This window comes from Paraburkholderia bonniea, assembly GCF_009455625.1.
Lineage (GTDB): Bacteria > Pseudomonadota > Gammaproteobacteria > Burkholderiales > Burkholderiaceae > Paraburkholderia > Paraburkholderia bonniea.
The window spans coordinates 145722-165566 of the sequence record NZ_QPEQ01000001.1 but is presented as its reverse complement, the minus strand read 5'-3'; the positions used below and the strand labels follow the sequence as shown (position 1 = coordinate 165566).

Annotated in this window: 15 protein-coding genes; 6 read left to right on the top strand and 9 right to left on the bottom strand. The window is 57.9% G+C overall.

Annotated elements, in window-relative coordinates:
- Positions 1 to 14: 14 nt before the first annotated feature.
- The 3 genes from GH656_RS00730 to GH656_RS00720 all read right to left on the bottom strand — a co-directional run bounded on the left by GH656_RS00730 (position 15) and on the right by GH656_RS00720 (position 5710).
- Complete coding sequence (locus GH656_RS00730) at positions 15 to 707, bottom strand: PadR family transcriptional regulator (RefSeq protein WP_153074133.1); 693 nt, start codon at positions 705 to 707, stop codon at positions 15 to 17.
- Positions 708 to 936: 229 nt separating this feature from the next.
- On the bottom strand, positions 937 to 3030 hold the full coding sequence (locus GH656_RS00725; RefSeq protein WP_281349630.1) for a M66 family metalloprotease: 2094 nt from the start codon (positions 3028 to 3030) through the stop codon (positions 937 to 939).
- 700 nt (positions 3031 to 3730) lie between these two features.
- Positions 3731 to 5710, bottom strand: coding sequence for a M66 family metalloprotease (locus GH656_RS00720; RefSeq protein ID WP_153074132.1), 1980 nt, complete (start codon positions 5708 to 5710; stop codon positions 3731 to 3733).
- 492 nt (positions 5711 to 6202) lie between these two features.
- On the opposite strand from GH656_RS00720, the gene GH656_RS00715 reads away from it, so the two are divergent.
- Positions 6203 to 7333 (top strand): methyltransferase, encoded by a 1131-nt coding sequence (locus GH656_RS00715; protein WP_153074131.1) that lies wholly within the window; start codon positions 6203 to 6205, stop codon positions 7331 to 7333.
- On the opposite strand, the gene GH656_RS00710 is transcribed toward GH656_RS00715, so the two are convergent.
- Positions 7330 to 8655, bottom strand: coding sequence for a TIGR03862 family flavoprotein (locus GH656_RS00710; protein ID WP_153074130.1), 1326 nt, complete (start codon positions 8653 to 8655; stop codon positions 7330 to 7332). The two genes, GH656_RS00715 and GH656_RS00710, sit on opposite strands and share 4 nt — an antisense overlap.
- 256 nt (positions 8656 to 8911) lie before the next feature.
- On the opposite strand from GH656_RS00710, the gene GH656_RS00705 reads away from it, so the two are divergent.
- Positions 8912 to 9742 carry a class I SAM-dependent methyltransferase gene (locus tag GH656_RS00705; protein ID WP_153074129.1) on the top strand — a complete coding sequence of 277 codons (831 nt, stop codon included), beginning with the start codon at positions 8912 to 8914 and terminating at the stop codon, positions 9740 to 9742.
- A gap of 48 nt (positions 9743 to 9790) precedes the next feature.
- On the opposite strand, the gene GH656_RS00700 is transcribed toward GH656_RS00705, so the two are convergent.
- Both GH656_RS00700 and GH656_RS00695 read right to left on the bottom strand, forming a co-directional pair.
- Positions 9791 to 10357, bottom strand: a complete 567-nt coding sequence (locus GH656_RS00700; RefSeq protein WP_153076500.1) for a DUF1415 domain-containing protein — start codon at positions 10355 to 10357, stop codon at positions 9791 to 9793.
- A gap of 88 nt (positions 10358 to 10445) precedes the next feature.
- A complete protein-coding gene (locus tag GH656_RS00695) occupies positions 10446 to 11123 on the bottom strand; it encodes a TetR/AcrR family transcriptional regulator (protein WP_153074128.1) in 678 nt (225 codons plus the stop codon).
- A gap of 228 nt (positions 11124 to 11351) precedes the next feature.
- Between GH656_RS00695 and GH656_RS00690 the strand changes: the two genes are divergently transcribed.
- A complete protein-coding gene (locus tag GH656_RS00690; protein ID WP_153074127.1) occupies positions 11352 to 12632 on the top strand; it encodes an MFS transporter in 1281 nt (426 codons plus the stop codon).
- Between the two features lie 130 nt (positions 12633 to 12762).
- On the opposite strand, the gene GH656_RS00685 is transcribed toward GH656_RS00690, so the two are convergent.
- Positions 12763 to 13689 (bottom strand): Abi family protein, encoded by a 927-nt coding sequence (locus GH656_RS00685; RefSeq protein WP_153074126.1) that lies wholly within the window; start codon positions 13687 to 13689, stop codon positions 12763 to 12765.
- 499 nt (positions 13690 to 14188) lie between these two features.
- Between GH656_RS00685 and GH656_RS00680 the strand changes: the two genes are divergently transcribed.
- Both GH656_RS00680 and GH656_RS00675 read left to right on the top strand, forming a co-directional pair.
- Entirely contained in the window at positions 14189 to 14782 is a 594-nt protein-coding gene (locus GH656_RS00680; RefSeq protein WP_153074125.1) for a nitroreductase family protein, read from the top strand.
- Between the two features lie 273 nt (positions 14783 to 15055).
- Complete coding sequence (locus tag GH656_RS00675; RefSeq protein WP_153074124.1) at positions 15056 to 16306, top strand: Hsp70 family protein; 1251 nt, start codon at positions 15056 to 15058, stop codon at positions 16304 to 16306.
- 235 nt (positions 16307 to 16541) lie between these two features.
- Here the strand turns inward: GH656_RS00675 and GH656_RS00670 are convergent, their stop codons facing one another.
- Positions 16542 to 16745: a cold-shock protein gene (locus GH656_RS00670; protein WP_153074123.1), complete on the bottom strand. Its 204-nt coding sequence runs from the start codon at positions 16743 to 16745 to the stop codon at positions 16542 to 16544.
- A 444-nt stretch (positions 16746 to 17189) separates the two neighbouring features.
- Between GH656_RS00670 and GH656_RS00665 the strand changes: the two genes are divergently transcribed.
- Entirely contained in the window at positions 17190 to 18782 is a 1593-nt protein-coding gene (locus GH656_RS00665; protein ID WP_153074122.1) for an APC family permease, read from the top strand.
- 161 nt (positions 18783 to 18943) lie between these two features.
- Here the strand turns inward: GH656_RS00665 and GH656_RS00660 are convergent, their stop codons facing one another.
- Positions 18944 to 19729: a DODA-type extradiol aromatic ring-opening family dioxygenase gene (locus tag GH656_RS00660; RefSeq protein ID WP_153074121.1), complete on the bottom strand. Its 786-nt coding sequence runs from the start codon at positions 19727 to 19729 to the stop codon at positions 18944 to 18946.
- Between the last annotated feature and the right edge of the window lie 116 nt (positions 19730 to 19845).

Genomic DNA, 19845 nt, shown 5'->3' with positions numbered 1-19845 from the left:
CTCACCAGTTAGTTTCAACGTGCTGCGGGGTCTGGACGCTGCGCAATTTCCATCGCAGCCCGTTCGAGAATGCTGGCAATGCGGCGCTGTTCGGCCTCAGGCGCGCCATCGGCGGCGTGCAGTGCGCGTTTCAGATTGCGCCGGGCTTCGATCAGCTCCGGTAGCCAGACAGGTTCAACCATGTTTTCGGCGCTAGCGGGGTCGCCTGCAAATGCCTGGCGGACGCGATCCATGCGTTCGGCAATGGCCGTGAGTTTGGCCAGCATGAAATCGACGCGGGCCCGGTTTTGCTCGAGATACTGCTGGCCCAGGCTGGCCAGCGCGTACTGCTTGCGGTTGCCATCCAGCGTGACGGTCACAAAATCACGTTCTTCCAGATAGGTCAGTGCCGGGTACACCATGCCGGGGCTTGGCACGTAAAAACCGTTGGAGCGTTGTTCCAGTTGCCGGATCAGTTCGTAGCCGTGGCCAGGGCGGGCTTCCAGTAGCGCTAGCAGCAGTAGCTGCAAATCGTCGGAGCTGAATTTGCGTCCGCGTGGCAGGCCGTCTTCACGATCGCCGAAGCCTTCGGGGCCGCCAAAGCCACGGCCACCACCACGGTGGCCGAAGCCATGGCCATGGCGGCCAATGGTCCAGCGCAGCATGGCAAATGGAGTATGGGCGGCCCATTCTGGCCGGTGATGGGAGGAGAAATCTCTGGATCTCATGGTTATCTGCCTTTAAGTAACAAACGCGATACATCTTAAGATATATATCTTAAGATGTATCGTCAAGCAGATTATTGGGATGAAGCCAGAGGAAAAGCGCCGTTTTGCCAGAGCGGCATGCTCTCCATAGTGCGAGAGCGTGCCGTCGGTAGAGGGGCAGCGTGGTGGTTTAAGCGAGCATTCAGCTAGCTCGATGTCAGCCACGCGCGCTGGCTAATAGTTAATGGGGTTAATTGCCTGTTCTGCGCGCGGGTTCAGACAGTGTGTTGAGTGCTGGCAGCGAGAGCGTCCGGGTGAAGATCAGGTCGCTAGCGGCTTCGGTGATGGCGGGATAGCCAGTCCGGGCGTGATAGAGCTGAACCTGGGTTGGCTGGCGGTTGAACTCGAGATTGAGCGAGAAGCGGTCGAGCTGGGTCAGGTCAGTGATCTCTTTTTCGGGGATCAGGGCGTAATCGACACTGCCATCGGCATACATCACCCGGATGAAATACCGGGCGTCGGTATAGATCGGGGGCAAATCTTTACTGAAGGGGTTAGGCAGGTTGAAAACGTTGCCGCTCTTCGCGTAAATGGGCGGATAGATTTGCGAGGTGCCGTCTGTCGTGCTGGCGGTCAGCGTGCCGAGCAGCGTCACGACGGGCACGTCCAGTTTGGCTGGCGTCAATGCACCGACCACAGTTGGGATAGCAAGCTCTTCGTAGGCGTGTGTCGTTTTATTCCACGCGTAGAGGCCAGGCGTGCCGTTCTGCGTCATTAGCGTGGGCGTGGCGTCCAGCCAGTTCTGCATGTTCTTCGCTTGATAGGCGACGAATTGCGGGTAGCAGGTAATCGCATTGGATTGTTCTACGCCGTTCATCGGATCACTTTTGCCGACAGGTAATGTTTGATCCGCTGGTGGAGCGGGATAGACAGGGCCTTTGGCATCGACCCGATACCAGGTTCTGAACAGGTTCCGGGTGGTGTCGAAGCCCCAGGGGTTGTTAGGCCCATTCACGCCATCGTTGGGGTATTCGCTGGTAATTCCCAGCGTGGCGGAGCTTCCGGGATAGGAGTGAGCCAGGCTCAGTGAATGTCCGATTTCGTGCGCAAAAATGTAACCGCACTGGCTGCTAGGGCCGTTCCATGTGGCAGCCCAGCCGCTCCAGCCGCCTGAGACACCCTTGACGTTGGCATCGGCATAGGCACCTTTCGCGGCATCGTAATACCAGCCAATGCCGACGTAGGTGCCAAAGCTGTACGGCGAGCTATCGCCATAAATAGGCTTGCCGCCCCTATCCCTGACGAGCAGGCCCAAGCCTGTATTGGCCATGCTGACGCGGATCGCCGCGGGCTTGAGCGCCGCGTTATATAAATCCTCGGCGCCATCGGCCGTCGCATCGGCAAACTGGAGATATTTTTTCGGTGGGTTCGTCCCAGCCTGAGCCACGAGGTAATCGAGCTTGAGCGGGGTGTAGTCGAAGTAATTCAGATTGGCGACGGTAATCGAGCCGTAATAGTCTTGCGCCAGCTTGGCTACTGGCACATTGCCAGTGGTCGGATCAACTGAGGTTGGCCACAGCAGCACCGATACCCGGCCGATCGTGAAACTGGCGGGGCTGGCCCAGCTCAGTGGCGTGACGTCTTGCGCTTTGCCGGTGCCGTAGCGGATCGCCAGTGTGTGCGCGGGCGTCATGTATTGCGCGGGAACGACCACGCTCCATGCTGCCGTGCTGTAGGGCTGGAGTTTGACGCTGGTCAGTTTGTCTTCGAGATTCGCCGGCAACGAGGCGGGGGGATTGAGCGCAGTGCTGCTGACGACCTTGCCGCTGAGCTTGATATCAAGCGTCGGCTGCATGCCTGCTGGCATTGAGGTGCCGGGGGTAAACAGAAGCAGTGTCTGGCGGCCGATGGTCTGTACGGGTGCGAGTTTTGTGCCGCCGCTTCGTGCCACGACATGGGTTTGGGCAAATTCGACTTTCCATGAATCGTTGACGAAGTCGGCACCGGTAATGGTTGTCGTGCCGCCGTCGTCTGGGGTGGGTTTGCTGCCACCATCGTCCGGGGTGGGTTTGCTGCCGCCGTCGTCTGGGGTGGGTTTGCTGCCACCATCGTCCGGGACGGGTTTGCTGCCGCCGTCGTCTGGAGCCGGTTTGTTACCACCGCCGCCCGGAGCGGGTTTGTTACCGCTATCGGTCGTAGGTTTGCCATCGGGCTGAACGGACGGCGAGACAGGTTTGCCTTTCCATGCCCCGTCATCTTGCTCTGGGCCACCGCCGCCGCATGCAGAAAGTGCAACGCAGGCGGCGAGCGCAGTCAGGGAAAATGATTGACAGAGGCTTTTCATGAATAACCGTATTGAGATAAGAACGACGGGTGGAGGCTGGCAGGAAATAAGCGAATAAGCGAAAAATACAAATGGCTTATCAAACAGGCTTTATTTTTGTCCGGCGCGGATTTATTGATACAGGGGCATTGGTCAAATTTGCGCGACTCAAGGATTTCTCATTAAAAAAATAAATGCATTTTTTAATGCCTTATCGCTTTATAAAGCCATGCTAAATGACAGAAAAATAACGATACGCATGGTGCCAGAGGTATTTACTCGGGAAAAATAAGAATTGTCCTAAATGACCGTAAGGATCTTGTAGGTGAGTGCATTTAGGCTCACGCGTTTAGCTTGGGGCGGCAGCCTAGGTGATCCAGATGATTTAGCGGGTTTTGATATTGGTGCCGGCATGAACCTGCTAGCAGCGCTGCTGGTGTGCCCGGGTTATGCCAGCTCAGGCTGGGGCGCATTGTTGCCCGTATGACAATCCGTCTAGCAACCCGTTTTCACTATCGCGGAGGCTTTCGGGAGTCCCTGGATCGCCAAAGCCACGGCCACCTCCCACGGTGGCTGAAGTCATAAAAAGCGCCGTTTTGCCAGAGCGGCATGCTCTCCATAGTACGAGAGCGTGCCGTCGGTAGAGGGGCAGCGTGGTGGTTTAAGCGAGCATTCAGCTAGCTCAATGTCAGCCACGCGCGCTGGCTAATAGTTAATGGGGTTAATTGCCTGTTCTGCGCGCGGGTTCAGGCAGTGTGTTGAGTGCTGGCAGCGAGAGCGTCCGGGTGAAGATCAGGTCGCTAGCGGCTTCGGTGATGGCGGGATAGCCAGTCCGGGCGTGATAGAGCTGAACCTGGGTTGGCTGGCGGTTGAACTCGAGATTGAGCGAGAAGCGGTCGAGCTGGGTCAGGTCAGTGATCTCTTTTTCGGGGATCAGGGCGTAATCGACACTGCCATCGGCATACATCACCCGGATGAAATACCGGGCGTCGGTATAGATCGGGGGCAAATCTTTACTGAAGGGGTTAGGCAGGTTGAAAACGTTGCCGCTCTTCGCGTAAATGGGCGGATAGATTTGCGAGGTGCCGTCTGTCGTGCTGGCGGTCAGTGTGCCGAGCAGCGTCACGACGGGCACGTCCAGTTTGACCGGTGCCAAGGCATCGGTGTCTGGCTTGGCTGCATCATAGGCGAGTGTTGCGCTATTCCACTTATAGATGCCAGGCGTGCCGTTTTGCGTCATTAGCGTGGGCGTGGCGTCCAGCCAGTTCTGCATTTTCATCGCTTGATAAGCGGTGAACTGCGGGTAGCACGTAATCTCGTTGCCATATTCGCCGCCATTCATCGGGTCACCCTTGCCGATAGGCAACTTCTGATCCGTTGGTGGAGCGGGATAGGCTGGCCCCTTGGCATCGACCCGATACCAGGTTCTAAACAGGTTCCGGGTGGTGTCGAAGCCCCACGGGTTGTTTGGCCCATTCACGCCATCGTTAGGATATTCGCTGCTAATTCCCCATGCTTTGGCGGTTCCGCTAGTGAAGTGAGCCAGGCTCAGCGAGTGCCCGAGCTCGTGCGCAAAGAGGTTGCCGCACTGGCCATCTTTGCCGTTCCATGTTGCGGCCCAGCCGGTCCAGCCGCCTGAGGCACCTATGTCGTTAGCATCGGCATAGGCACCTTTCGCGGCATCGTAATACCAGCCAATGCCGATGTAGGTACCAAAGCTGTATGGCGAGTTATCGCCATAGATGACTTTGCCCGCTTTATCCCTGACGAGCAGACCCCGGCCCGTATTGGCCATGCTGACGCGGATCGCCGAGGTTTTGAGCGCTGCGTTATATAAATCGGCGACGCCATCGGCTTTCATATCAGCCAACTGGAGATATTTTTTCGGTGGATGCGTCCCAGCCTGAGCCACGAGGTAATCGAGCTTGAGCGGGGTGTAGTCGAAGTAATTCAGATTGGCGACGGTAATCGAGCCGTAATAGTCTTGAGCCAGTTTGGCCACGGGCAATTCGCTGGTGGTCGGATCAACCGAGGAGGGCCACAGCACTAGCGATACCCGTCCGATCGTGAAGTTGGCAGGGCGAGCCCAGCTTAGTGGCGTGACGTCTTGCGCTTTGCCGGTGCCGTAGCGGATCGCTAGTGTGTGTTCGGGCGACATGTATTGCGCGGGAACGACCACGCTCCATGCTGCCGTGCTGTAGGGCTGGAGCTTGACGCTGGTCAGTTTGTCTTCGAGATTTGCCGGCAACGAGGCAGGTGGATTGAGCGCGGTGCTGCTGACGACTTTGCCGCTGAGCTTGATATCTAGTGTCGGCTGCATGCCTGCTGGCATTGAGGTGCCGGGGGTAAACAGAAGCAGTGTCTGGCGGCCGATGATCTGTACTGGCGCGAGTTTTGTGCCGCCGCTTCGTGACAGGACATGGGTTTGGGCAAATTCGACTTTCCATGAATCGTTGACGAAGTCGGCACCGGTGATGGTTGCCGTGCCGCCGTCGTCTGGAGCCGGTTTGTTACCACCGCCGCCCGGAGCGGGTTTGTTACCGCTATCGGTTGTGGGTTTGTTGCCGGGCTGAACGGAAGGCGAGACAGGTTTGCCTTTCCATGCCCCGTCATCTTGCTCTGGGCCACCGCCGCCGCACGCAGAAAGCGCAACGCAGGTGGCGAGCGCAGTCAGGGAAAATGATTTACAGAGGATTTTCATGAATAACCGTATTGAGATAATAAGATATCCATTTCATCTTGGAGTCGAGATGATGGGGATGGGTGGGCGTTAGTCGCAAATAAATGCAGGATATAAATGAGTTTTTAAATGTCTTTGATTTTTTGTCTTAAGGGTTGTTGAATAATTTATGCCAGTTTAAAGAACGCGATTGCAAAATTTATAAGTTAAAAGAGGCGTAATTTTTAATGTCCGGTCTTTTATAAAGTCATGCTAATCAAATTAAAAAAGATGCTGCGCATGGTGCCAGAGGTATTTGGTCAGTAAAAATAAGAATTTTCTTAAATTGGCGTAAGAACCTCTGAATCTGGTCGCACATAGATCCCATGTGCCCAGCTCAAACAAGCGATCCCGGTGATCCGGCGTAACCAGCGGCATCCCTTGCACGGGCTACCTCTTTACGCGTGAGTGCCCCGAGATGCGGTACTCTGCGCCCGCTGTCTCGCAATCTGCTCCATCGGAACCCTGAATCTCATGAATCTCCCTGCCACGATTACCTGGCCCGAAGCCGATGGCCCACGCGTTGCCCGTTGGCGTTCGGAGTCGTTCGTGCCGCCGCCCAGAAAAGTCGTTCTGGCTGATGACCAGATCACGGCCGACGTCGCCTACCGCCTCGCCTGCGAAGGAACCGCACTGCTGTGGCGCGGCGACTTCCAGAACGCGCGCCAACTGCTTCTGGCGGTTACCCGGCGGCTCGAACGCAAGCCACGCAAGCCGGGCGTGACGCCGCTCGATGCATTCAATTTGCATCGTCAGACGCAGTCGCAACGTGCCCGCACGCTGGGCATGCTGCTGATTCCGCTGGATGGCGATTACACGATTCCGCTGCGTCGCGCGCCCGAGGTCGGGCAGGCTTGCATCGAAACCTATGGTCCATCTGATGGCGAGCCATCGGTGACGACTTTGCGTGAAGTCCTGGGTTTGATCGGCGCGCACGAATGGCGCAAAAAGGGCGTTGAAATTCCGCTGCTGGCGGCGCGGATACATCCGCATTACGGGGTGTTTTCGCCGGTGCGCGGTGAATATGTCGATCTGGTCGCGCGCACGGCGCTGCCTTTGGCGTCACTCGATCTGGCTTTTGATATAGGCACTGGCACGGGCGTGCTGGCAGCGCTGCTGGCGCAACGGGGCGTGAAGAAAATCATCGCCACCGATCAGGACCCGCGTGCATTGGCCTGTGCACGGGAGAATCTGACGCGCCTGGGCTATGCCGCTCAGGTTGAGGTGCTGCAAGCCAATTTGTTTCCACCGGGCCGCGCGCCGCTGGTGGTATGCAATCCGCCTTGGGTGCCAGCGCGGCCAGCCTCGGCGCTGGAGCACGCGGTGTATGACCCCGATAGCCGCATGCTGCTGGGATTTTTAAATGGGCTAGCGGCGCATTTGACGCCGGGCGGAGAAGGCTGGTTGATCCTGTCTGATTTTGCTGAGCATCTGGGTTTGCGCACCCGCTCGATGCTGCTCGCGGCCATCGAGCAGGCGGGCCTCGTGGTGGCGGGCCGGGAAGATATCCGGCCACGGCATCCGAAGGCGGCCGACGCCTCTGATCCGTTGTATCTCGCGCGGGCGGCGGAAGTGACTTCGTTGTGGCGTTTGAGGGTGCGCTAGGGCGTGAACGTGAGGCCCGGTGGCCGGGGGCGCGATGGCGAGGTGACAAACGCCAGGGCCCCGTTACCCGCCACCCGTCCGCTGGCGAAGCAGGCGCTTAGCAGATAGCCACCGGTCGGCGCTTCCCAGTCCAGCATTTCTCCAGCGCAAAACGCGCCTGGAACAGATTCCAGCATTAACTGTTCATTCAGCGCTTCGAACGGCACGCCCCCCGCGCTGCTGATCGCTTCGGCAATCGGCCTCGGGCGCAACAGCCGCAGCGGCAGCGCTTTGAGCGCATGCGCGAGCTGAACCGGATCAGCCATGGTCTCTGGCGGCAGACACTCGCGCAGCAACGCCAGCTTCACGCCTGCGATGCCCACACGGCTTTGCAGATGGCTTGACAGCGAGCGCGAGCCGCGTGGTCTCGTGACTTCCTCAAGCACGCGCTCCAGCGTGCGTCCAGGGACGAGATCAAGCTGGATCAGCGCCTCGCCATTGGCGCTAATCCGTTCCCGGATCAACGATGAAAGGGCATACACCAGGCTGCCTTCAATCCCGTTTTCGCTCACGACAAACTCGCCGGGACGGGCATGCGAGACGCCGTCGATACCGCCCAGCGCAATGGCCACCGATTTGACTGGCTGCCCCGCGAAGCGCTCGCGGAAGTAGTCGCTCCACCGTGCATCAAAGCCGCAATTCGCCGGAAGCAGTGGCGCTATGGCAATGCCGCGCGCCTGCAGCAGCGGCACCCAGGCCGCGTCCGATCCCAGGCGTGGCCAGCTAGCGCCGCCAAGCGCGAATACCACGGCATCGACGGCGATCTCGCGTTCGCCATCCGGGCTGGCAAAGCGCAAAACGTGCTGCGCTGCTTGCGCCTCAGGTCCTTCATGCGCCTCATGTGTTTGAAGCGGCTGCCATCCCAGCCACCGATGCCGCATATGAAACGCCACCCCGGCCGTCTTTAACCGGTGCAGCCACGCGCGCAACATGGGCGCGGCTTTCATGTCGGTGGGAAAAACCCGTCCTGAGCTGCCGACGAAGGTTTCCACGCCCAGCGTGTGCAGCCAGCCGCGCAGCGTATCCGGGCTGAACGCCTCAAGCATTGGCGCGAGCTGCGCCTGACGCGTGCCATAACGCCCCAGAAACTGCGCGAACGGCTCCGAATGCGTGATGTTCATCCCGCCCTTGCCCGCCATCAGGAATTTGCGTCCCACCGAAGGCATCGCGTCATACACCTCAACGCGCACGCCTGGCCGGGCGGCGAGTACCTCAGCGGCCATCAGGCCAGCCGGGCCGCCACCGATGACAGCGACACGGGCAAATTCATTCGGGGCAGGCATGCGTGGAAGGGGTATCCAAAGGTTGGAGCAGGCCAGCGCCGTGAAGGATGCGCTGGTGCAATGGCTGGTGAGATGGGTTGAGCTTGGGATGAAGCTGGCGCGAGATGAATCTGCAATCTGGCTCAGGCAACGCTAAAAAGCCCGTCATTCTCACATACGGAGGCGGACAGCTTTCGCTAAACTGGCGGCCACTTTGTTCTTTGCTGCGGCCCGCCGCATGGCGCTGCGCCATGTGACCAGGCGTTGCTCTCTTCCGATGTCCACCCAGCCCCACGAAATCCGCCCTGGCCAGTCGCTCGAACTGCTCAAGGAGCTGCATATCCTCACGCGCGACGGCAAACTCAATCAGGACAGCCGCCGCAAGCTCAAGCAGGTGTATCACCTGTTCCAGTTCATCGAGCCGCTGCTGCAGACGCTCAAGGCAGAGCAAGGCGAGCTGACACTCGTCGATCATGGCGCGGGCAAATCGTATCTTGGCTTCATCCTGTATGACCTGTTTTTCAAGGCGCAGCACGATCAGTCGCATATCTACGGCATCGAAACACGTGCAGAACTCGTAGAGAAATCTGAAGTGCTGGCGGCGCGGCTGGGGTTCACCGGGATGTCGTTTTTAAATTTGTCCGTGGCGGATTCGATCACGTCGGCGGCCCTGCCTGCCACGATCGACATCGTGACCGCACTGCACGCGTGCAATACCGCCACCGATGACGCGATCCGCTTTGCTTTGCATAAGCAGGCGCGCTATATCGTCGTCGTGCCGTGCTGCCAGGCGGAAGTGGCGGGCGTGCTGCGCCGCACGAAAAGCCAGTCGCTGGGCCACGCGCTGACTGAGATCTGGCGTCACCCGCTGCATACGCGTGAATTCGGCAGCCAGATCACGAATGTGCTGCGCTGCCTGCAACTGGAGGCGCATGGTTATCAGGTCAGCGTGACGGAACTGGTGGGCTGGGAGCATTCGATGAAAAACGAACTCATCATCGCCCAGTACAAGGATTTGCCGCGCCGCCGCCCGGCGGAAAGGCTCAGCGAGATCATGGAGACGCTCGGTTTGAACGACTTGCGCGAGCGTTTTTTTGTTGCGGCTTGAAGGTTGGGGTTTGTGGTTTGTGGCTTGTGATTTGAGTTGTCCAAACGCTCATTCAGCCGTTGACGGCTTCATCCACGCTTGCCAGCCGTGCAAGCCGAGCTTGCGCAAGGTTTCCTGATTGCGCTCGTAAATTTCAGCGGCATCGGGGAAGGCAGCCACGGCGCGTTCGATGCTCGCCTCACGCAACAGATGCAGGATTGGATAGGGCGCACGGTTGGTGTAGTTCTCGATATCGTCGGGTGCGCTGCCCTCGAACTGATACTGCGGATGGAAGCTCGCAATCTGTAACTCACCCTCGATACGCATCTGCCGTAGCAGCCGCTGCGCGAAAAACAGGCAGTCGTTGTATTCCGTGAAATCAGCCAGTGCGTGAGGCGCGATTAGCAGCGTGGTGTCTATGGTGGCCGGGTCGGCGTTGAGCAGGCTTTGGAGTTCCGCTTCGAGATCAAGCAGCACGCCTTCCATGGTGCTGGCTTCCGTAATGGCATAGCGAATCTGCTGCTTCACCTGCACGGCTTTGGCGAACGGACACAGGTTGAGCCCGATGACCGCACGCGTTAGCCAGTGCTGAGTGGCGGCGAGAATGGCGGCGTGAGAAGCAGAGGGCAACGGCATAGCGGCTTGATCGGGATGGCCTGAAGAGCGGTGAGGCGGCATTCTACTGGCTACTGATGTGGCTGATGCGTGTGATGGCACGGATGCGTTAATCCGTGCGTGTTGTGCTTGCGGTGATGGCACTGGCGGTGCTCAACGCGGTTGCTGCCGCGATCAATTGGGCCGCCACACGCGGTGCTGCACGGATCGGCCCGCAACCGGGGCCATACGTCTGGCTCGCCGCGTAGATTCCCTCAATCAACAAGGCCAGCGCTTCAGCCAGCGCGAGCGGGTCATCCGCACCTGCATCAGTGGTCAATCTGGTTAGACGCTCCATCAACCGCGTTTTGTTGTGCGTCACGCAGACTCGTGCCGGATGCGACGCCTCTGGAAATTCCGCTGCGACATTCACAAAGGGACAGCCCCGGTAATCTGCCGCCGAAGCCCGCTGCGCGAGATCGGCGAAATACTGTTCGAGCTGTTTGGCGGGCTCGCCCGGATGCTGCGCCAAACTGGCATCGAAACGCGCGAAAAAACGCGCATCCGCGCGTTGCAAATAAGCGATCACCAGATCATCTTTTGAGGCGAAACGCCGGTACAGGCTCATCTTGTTGACCCCCGCGCGCCCAACCACCGCATCGACACCCACGGCCCTCACCCCTTCCCGGTAAAACAGCTCGTCGGCGGCGCGCAGCAGATGTTCCTGCGCTTGCGCCCCACGCATCTGAGTGCGCGGCGACACTTCGGCCGCGGGTTTGATGCTTTTGTTTTCCGGCTTTTCTGACATGACGGCTCCGTCAACAGTGATTCATTCGATTTCGGCGCAACAGCGCCTTGACATGTTACCGAGCGGTAACTAGTATCGCAACACGATTTGTGACAGAGCGGTCACAATTTGTTGGTATCGAGCGGATGGCGTGGATGGTGCGTTAGAGCGGCATTGTCACGCGGCATCCGGACGCGATTCGCAGCGGCGCAAGTTAACTGGATAAATGGACAGAAGAAGGGAGAGCCCATGAACTGGGTGGCGAGAAGAATTGGCGGGCGCTTTCACTATGGCTGGGTCACGGTGGCGGTGGTGTTTCTGGTGCTGTTGGCGGCGGCGGGCACGAGGGCCACGCCCAGCGTGATGATGCTGCCGCTGGAGCAGCAGTTTGGCTGGGGGCGCGCGACGATCTCGCTCGCTATCTCGGTGAATATCGCGCTGTATGGCCTGATGGGGCCGTTTGCGGCGGCGGCGATGCAACGCTTTGGCGTGCGCCCGACGGTGCTGGCCGCGTTGGGCACGATGGCCGTTGGTGTCGCGCTTTCGTCGTTGATGACTCAGCCATGGCAGATGGTGCTGATCTGGGGCGTGATGGTGGGCGGTGCCACGGGCGTAGCGGCGCTGTCGCTATCGGCGACGATCGTGAACCGCTGGTTCACGACGCATCGCGGGCTGGTGATGGGCATTCTCACCGCCAGTTCCGCGACTGGGCAGTTGGTGTTTTTGCCGCTGCTGGCGGCGATCGCGCAGCATCATGGCTGGCGTCCGGTGGTGTGGGTCGTGGCTGCTGCTGCCGCTGTGGTGTTGCCACTCGTGGCGTTCTTGCTGCCGGAACGGCCTGCTAGCGTAGCTCAGCGCCCCTATGGCGAACCAGTTGATGCACCGGCGCCACCCCAAGTGAAAAAGCAGAATCCACTGGCGCTGGCTTTTGGCACGCTGGCCATGGCAAGCCGCACCCGCGACTTCTGGCTGCTGTTTTTCAGTTTTTTCATATGCGGCGCGAGCACTAACGGCTATGTCGGCACGCACCTGATTGCGATGTGCGGCGATTACGGCATGACCGAGGTGCAAGGCGCATCGCTGCTGGCGGCGATGGGGATTTTCGATCTCTTTGGCACCACGCTTTCTGGCTGGCTCTCGGACCGGTTTAACAGTCGCGTGCTGCTGTTTTGGTACTACGGTTTGCGCGGGTTGTCGCTGATGTATCTGCCACATGCATTTGGCATTGATTTCTTTGGACTGCCGCTGTTCGCGGTGTTCTACGGCCTCGACTGGATTGCAACGGTGCCACCAACCGTACGGCTGGCGACTGATGTTTACGGCAAGGAAGCGGCACCGGTGGTGTTTGGCTGGATTGTTGCCGGGCACCAGCTTGGCGCGGCGTTTGCGGCACTAGGGGCGGGTTTGTTGCGCGCCAGCCTTGGAACTTACACGATGGCCTCGATGATCTCGGGCGGTTTGTGCCTGGTAGCGGCGGTGATTGTGCTGCGCATCAACAAGGGTGAGCGAGCGGTGACGGCGGCGGCTTAGCTTGTGCTGGGTTGGCTTCCGTTTGACGTGGTGCGAGATGGGGTTGCGGGCTGCCTGGTGGATAACTTCACCTCACACGTCACACCTCACAAGAGCAGCCGGTGGCCTTGCTGGCTGCTGCTTCTTGTTTTCAGTCCGGTACGAATACGCCAGCCCCTACGGCATCTGCGATGCGAACCGGGCGGTTGTTGGCCAGGATGCCGCTGAATTCCATGCTCAACTGGTCCGGAGTTTTTACTGAATCGTTAATGCAATAGTATTTCCCGGTACGGTAGCGTTCTAATCCTCTAAAACTGAGAAGCTGGTTTAATTTGTTGCGCCAGCTTGAATTGAGCAGGTCGTTATAAAGCGTTAGATTCATCGCCCGCATGGCACCGTCAAATAAATTTAAAATTCTTAAAAATCGCTCAATGCTATCCAGAAAATTAGAGGATTCAGGCATTTTCATAATTGCTGGTTTGATGCTCATATCCATAATCCGGCCGAACTTCCAGAGTGGCTCGTGATGCGCGAGGCGGTTACGAAATTGATTGATCTCGTAGATAAATGAAATGGCATTTTTGCGTGTTGTGGCATCGCGCCATTGATTGGTGTTTTCGTTCAGATGATGGTGCGGAAAAATGACTGGAAATATCGCTGTGGCGTGTGCTGCATTAATGTGCCCCAGTACCGATGACCAAAAGCCGAACGACACACGCGAGACAATCTCATCCGCGCTTGGCACAGGTTTGAGCGGCACACTGTTTTTAAGTCGAATTTTATTCACGCTCTCCATCGTCTTGCGACCAAGTTCAGATTCGATGCGATCCCACCAATATTTACCTTCAAAAACTGAATGGGGATCGCTGTAGTGCAACGACATGCCGCGGTGGATATTGTTGCGCAGCGTAATCTCAAAATAGGACAGCAACGTGCTGAAGCAACTGGATATCTCGCAGTTCCACATATAGAGAGCGATAGCTTCTTCTGTGGTGGCCACCTTAAAGTAGGAGCGGTAACTATCGAGGCGGGGCTTCGCTATTACGTATTCGAAATTATCGGGATCGGTAGGATGCATCGGTTGGCAGTAAAACAGTGGACGTGCTTGAGTGGTGGAATGTCGCTAACCTAACTAGTCGGGCGCATTTTTGCGGTTGACAATGGTGGTCTGCAAACGTAAAGTTGTGGGTGACACGCTGATCTGCATCACCCTCTGCTTCACGGCGAGGACGCTCCAGCGTAAAGAGTGAGAGGCCTCCTTTTTGGAGGCTTTTCGCTTTCTGGTTTCCGTTTTGCGTGCTTTCCCGGCAATCCCAGAGCAGCTCATGAGGAGCGCGGGTGCCGCGAACCATCAGGCGGTTAGCAGCTCAGAACACGCGGAAAGCAGATGACTCGGCATTGCAACGACGAGGCTTGAAACTCGACACGCAAGCGTGCCACATCCCAATCAGCTAGCCCATCCCCCAAACCGGTTAGCCGAGCAAAAACACTCCTGTAACGTCTCAGTCAGTGACCGGTTATGCTATGTGCCCCCGGGCACCAGCCCGTCGATGACGAATTCCGACCGTGAGAAGCGCATGACTACAAAACCTGCTCCGACTACCGTTCCTGTCCATGAACTGATTGCTGGGCGCTGGAGCCCTCGTGCCTATTCAAGTGCCTCTATTAGCCGTGATCATTTGCACGCTGTGCTCGAAGCTGCCCGTTGGGCACCGTCGTCGTATAACGCTCAGCCGTGGCGCTTCATGGTGTTTGACCGCAGCACCGACGAAGTAGCGTTCAAGCAGGCCTTTGCCACGCTGGTGCCATTCAACCAGGACTGGAATGCCCCGGCCCCAGTGCTGATTGCCGTGACCACACAAACCTTGACGAGCAAAGGCGAAGTGAACCGCATGGCGGCCTACGATGCGGGTGCCGCGGCCATGTCGCTGGTGTTGCAGGCCCATGCGCTGGGTCTCGCAGCCCATCAGATGGGTGGCTTTGATGGAGCAGCATTTCGCACGGCATTCTCGATTCCGGACGATGTCGACGTGCTGTCGATCATCTCGCTAGGGCATTACGGGGACGTCGAAAAACTGGATCCGGTCTTGCGTGAGCGCGAAAAATCAGTGCGGACCCGTTTCCCGTTGGGTGAAATCGCTTACAGCGGGGCGTGGAAGAAAGCCTTTTGATTGCCGCTGGCTAGTTGGCCAACTGGCTAGCTAGTCATAAGGCCGCTGCAGAAAAAGTGCAAAACGCGCGATGCCTGGCACCGCGCGGGTTTATCTCAGAAACATCCCGCCTGCATTACCACTGCCTGTTTGCCGGACGCCCGGCGCTCATTACTTCAGCCGGGCTTGTTCTGGCTGACGCTGCGCATGAATTGATTCATCCGGTGCTTTTATGTTAAAAAACCGCTCCCATTTCTGTCCGCGTCAGTCGCACGCGGCTTCCTTTCCTCTGCCATGACTTATTGCGCGATCGACTTCGGCACTTCAAATTCGGCTGTCGCAGTTCCTATCGGCGAGGCTTTGCAGCTAGCGCCGGTTGAGAACGCCTATACGACGTTGCCCACCGCGGTATTTTTCAACACGGATGAACATAGCCAGACATTCGGTCGTGCAGCGCTGGAAGCTTATATAGATGGCTTTGACGGCCGCCTGATGCGTTCCATGAAAAGTATTCTGGGCTCGGCGCTGGCAGAGAACATGACGGATCTGGGTGATGGTTCGGCGATCAAATACACGGACGTCATTGCGTTGTTCATCGCGCATCTGAAGCGTCAGGCCGAAGCCTGCTCGGGGGCGTCGATTGAGCGCGCGGTGTTGGGTCGCCCGGTGTTTTTTGTCGATGACGATCCGCGTGCCGATCATCTCGCGCAACAACAGCTTGAGGCGGCGGCCCATTCGGTGGGCTTGCGTGAGATTCACTTTCAGTACGAGCCGATCGCGGCGGCATTCGATTACGAAGCAAAACTGACGCAAGAAGGGTTGGTGCTGGTCGCGGATATCGGCGGCGGCACCTCTGACTTCTCGCTGGTGCGAGTGGGGCCGGACCGGATGAAGCGTGTGGAACGCAAAGATGATGTGCTGGCGCATTACGGCGTTCACGTCGCCGGAACGGATTTCGACCGCCGCGTGGAACTGAGCACGATCTTGCGTGAGGTGGGTTATCAGGCGCTGGATCCAGAAGGCCGCGAGGTGCCTAACCGGATCTACTTCGATCTGGCGACATGGCATCTGATCAACACGGTCTACGCTCCTAAACGCGCTAGCGAGCTGATGTTGATGCGTCATTTATTCACCGATATTCGCCATTACGACCGGCTCACGCGGGTGGTTGAGCGGCGTCTGGGCCATGCGCTGGCAGCTCGGGCAGAAGAGGCGAAGATTGGCATCGCGGCGGGCGGCGAAACCACGATTGATCTCGATCTGATTGAAGACGACCTGGGTTTGCCATTTGACGAAGCCCAACTGATTCAGGCGGGTCAGGACGAAACCCGGCGCATCGTGCTGGCGGCACATCACACGGTGCTGGTGGCAGGGGTTAAGCCAGAGGATGTCAGCGCGATCTATTTCACGGGGGGCTCAACCGGGCTCGCGTTTTTATCTGGCGCGCTGGCGGCAGCCTTTGCGCAGGCGCAACCGGTATTTGGCGATCGTCTGGCAAGCGTGGCAACCGGGCTTGGCATTCACGCGCGACGCATTTTTCAGTAATGACGGGCGTTTTAGCCGCGCTGAAATTGTTAAAAAGAGTAATAACTGCCGCTGGCAAACAAAGTGCTTGAGCATAAAATCGGCAATAAATAGCGCAACGTTATTTATTTGTAATTAATTAAAACGGTAAACATAAAAAAAGCCGCGCCACAAAATGTGGAGCGGCTTTTCTATAACTGGAGCCTGTTAGCTCACCGAAGCGGGCTTTCAGGCATCCAGAAAAGGAAGCGCTTGCTTACACCGGCTTGATGTTTGCAGCTTGCTTGCCTTTCGGGCCCGTTTTGACTTCAAACGTAACCTTTTGATTTTCTTGCAGTGTTTTGAAGCCTTCCGAGCGAATTTCAGAGAAATGCGCGAACAGATCTTCGCCACCGCCGTCAGGCGTGATAAAGCCAAAGCCCTTTGCGTCATTGAACCACTTGACGGTACCGGTTTCCATGTTACTTGTTCCTAAAGATGGTAAATAAGGCCGAAGCCCGTGGGTGCATGAAGATCAAGGAAGGGGTAATAGGACCAACCGGAGTACCGTTGATGGGCGAACTACGAAAGACCAATTCACTCGCCGCTTGAAATCCTGCCGGGACTTTATACGGGGATTTCGAGAGAAGGTCAACAGCCTCCTCAAATCTTTACAAATTTTTGCAAAATCGGGCAAATTTCCCTTACGAAGCTTTCTGTGAGATGTTTTTTTTACCAGGGAGAACCCGTATTTTGAATGTATTTACTCCATGCAGTCGTTAAACTACGCGCCGCGTGGCGGTTGTGCCCTGTCTGGATTTCTCCCGTCCCCCCTCAACTCCCGTCCATGCTACCCGTCACCTGTGTCCCGGCGCCCTCAAGCGGCGCTGTGCAGTGTCGACATGTTTTTGATACAGGAGAAGAAGTGAAAAGTTCTATTCAACGGAACATCGGGCCGTTTGCGCTGATGTTGACCGGGCTTGGCTCGATCATTGGATCGGGCTGGCTGTTTGGCGCATGGAAAGCGGCGAAGATCGCCGGGCCTGCGGCCATTTGCGCTTGGGTGATCGGCGCAGTAGTGATTTTGTCGATTGCGCTGGCCTATGCCGAGCTGGGTGCGATGTTCCCCGAATCGGGCGGAATGGTGCGTTACGCACGCTATTCGCACGGCGCGCTGGTGGGTTTCATCAGCGCCTGGGCGAACTGGATCGCTATCGTTTCAGTGATTCCTATTGAGGCGGAAGCGTCGATCCAGTACATGAGCACCTGGCCCTACGACTGGGCCCGAGAGCTTTTTGTGGACGGGTCGCTAACCACGCCCGGGTTACTGCTGTCGGCGGCGCTGGTGGTGATCTATTTCATGCTGAATTACTGGGGCGTGAAGCTTTTTGCGCGTGCCAATAGCGTCATCACGATTTTCAAGTTTCTGATTCCCGGTGCGACGATCCTCGGTTTGATGCTGACGGGCTTTCATAAAGAAAATTTCGGTGAAGCCAGTACGTTCGCGCCCTATGGCTGGGCGTCGGTGCTGACGGCGGTGGCGACCAGCGGCATCGTGTTTGCGTTCAATGGTTTCCAGAGCCCGATCAACCTCGCCGGTGAGGCGCGCAATCCGGCCAAAAGCGTGCCGTTTGCGGTCATCGGCTCGATTTTGATCGCGCTGGTGATTTACGTGCTGCTGCAAGTGGCTTATATCGGCGCGGTGAGCCCGGCTGATGTGATGAATGGCTGGAGCCACTTCAATTTCGCCTCGCCGTTCGCCGAACTGGCGATTGCGCTGAACCTGAACTGGCTGGCGATCCTGCTGTATGTCGATGCGTTTGTCAGCCCGAGCGGTACTGGCACGACTTACATGGCTACTACGACCCGCATGATTTACGCCATGGAGCGCAACAATACGATGCCGAAGATGTTCGGCAACGTGCATCCGTTCTACGGTGTGCCGCGTCAGGCGATGTGGTTCAACTTGCTGGTGTCGTTCATCTTCCTGTTCTTCTTCCGTGGCTGGAGCTCGCTGGCGGCGGTGATCTCGGTAGCAACCGTGATTTCGTACCTGACTGGCCCGATTAGCCTGATGGCGCTGCGGCGCACGGCGACAGACATCGAGCGGCCGTTGCAGATCGCTGGCATGCGAGTGATCGCACCATTTGCTTTTGTCTGTGCTTCGCTGGTGCTGTACTGGGCACGCTGGCCGCTGACGGGCGAAATCATCCTGCTGATGGTCGTCGCGTTGCCGGTGTATTTCTACTTTCAGGCGAAATCAGGCTTTAGCGGCTGGGGCCGTGATCTGAAAGCCGCGTGGTGGCTCGTTGCCTATCTGCCGACGATGGCGCTGTTGTCGTTCATTGGCAGCAAGGAGTTTGGCGGTCATGGTGTGTTGCCGTATGGCTGGGACATGCTGCTCGTGATTGCTTTTGCCCTGCTGTTTTATTACTGGGGTGTGCACACGGGTTACCGTACCGAGTATCTCGACGAGCGCGAGTCGCAGGCGGATATCCTCGAAGGGCAAGGTGTGTAAGCTTCGGTTCGGCCTGCAGTGCGCTTGTTGCTGCGGTTAACGTAAGTAACTCGCAAGCAACCAGTCACAACCAGTGCAAAACAAAACCCGGCTGAATGAATCGTTCATTCAGCCGGGTTTTTGTTTTTTGCCGCGTGGCTGCATAAGGGCAGGCCGCGATTTCAGGCGGGATCGAACACGTAATTCGTCATCGCCAGTGAGCGCTGGTAAGTGCCGAGTGACTGGATTGCCAGCGTGTAGTGGTCGCTAGCGGCACCCAGCGCGGTGAATACCGGTAGCAAGTGCTCGTCGGTCGGGTGCATGAACGTGGCGTGAGGGGCCCGGTGGCGATAGTCCAGCAATGCGTCGATATCGCGCACGGCGAGACGCGCTTCGAACCAGTCGGTGAACTCCACGACACGCGGATCAGCATTTTCCCGATGCGCGGAAAAATCAGCCGCGCGCAAGTTGTGCGTGATCTGGCCCGAGCCAATCACCATCACGCCATCGTTTCTCAGCGAGCGCAACGCGCGGCCCATGCGGAAATGGTGCTCGGCCCCCAGATGCGGCTGGATCGAAAGCTGGGCAATCGGGACATCGGCGTTGGGGAACATCAGCAGCATGGGCACCCATGCGCCATGGTCGAGGCCATGCGGCTGGGTGTGAGCAAGGATGCCGTTATCGCTGAGCAGCACTGCCGCCCGGCGTGCGACATCGGGTGCGCCGGGGGCTGGGTATTGAATTTCGTGCAACTGGCGTGGAAAGCCATTGAAGTCGTGGATGGTTTTCGGTTGCGCCGAGATGCTGGCGACGGGCTCTGTCGTGCCCCAATGCGCTGACAGCATCAGGACGGCCTCGGGACGCGGCAGGCTGGAGGCCAGCGTGGCGAACTCTGCGGAAGGCAAGGAGGGATCGATAGGCAGCGTGGGTGCGCCATGGGACAGGAACAGCGACGGGAGGGGGAGCATGGCAGCCAGGTCGCGTGCAGCGACAGGTGGGTTGGAATCTAGCGAATATAGAGATGCGCAGGCCAGAGATAAATAGCAAGCGGCAATAAAACGCGAAATTCACGCCATCGGGTGGG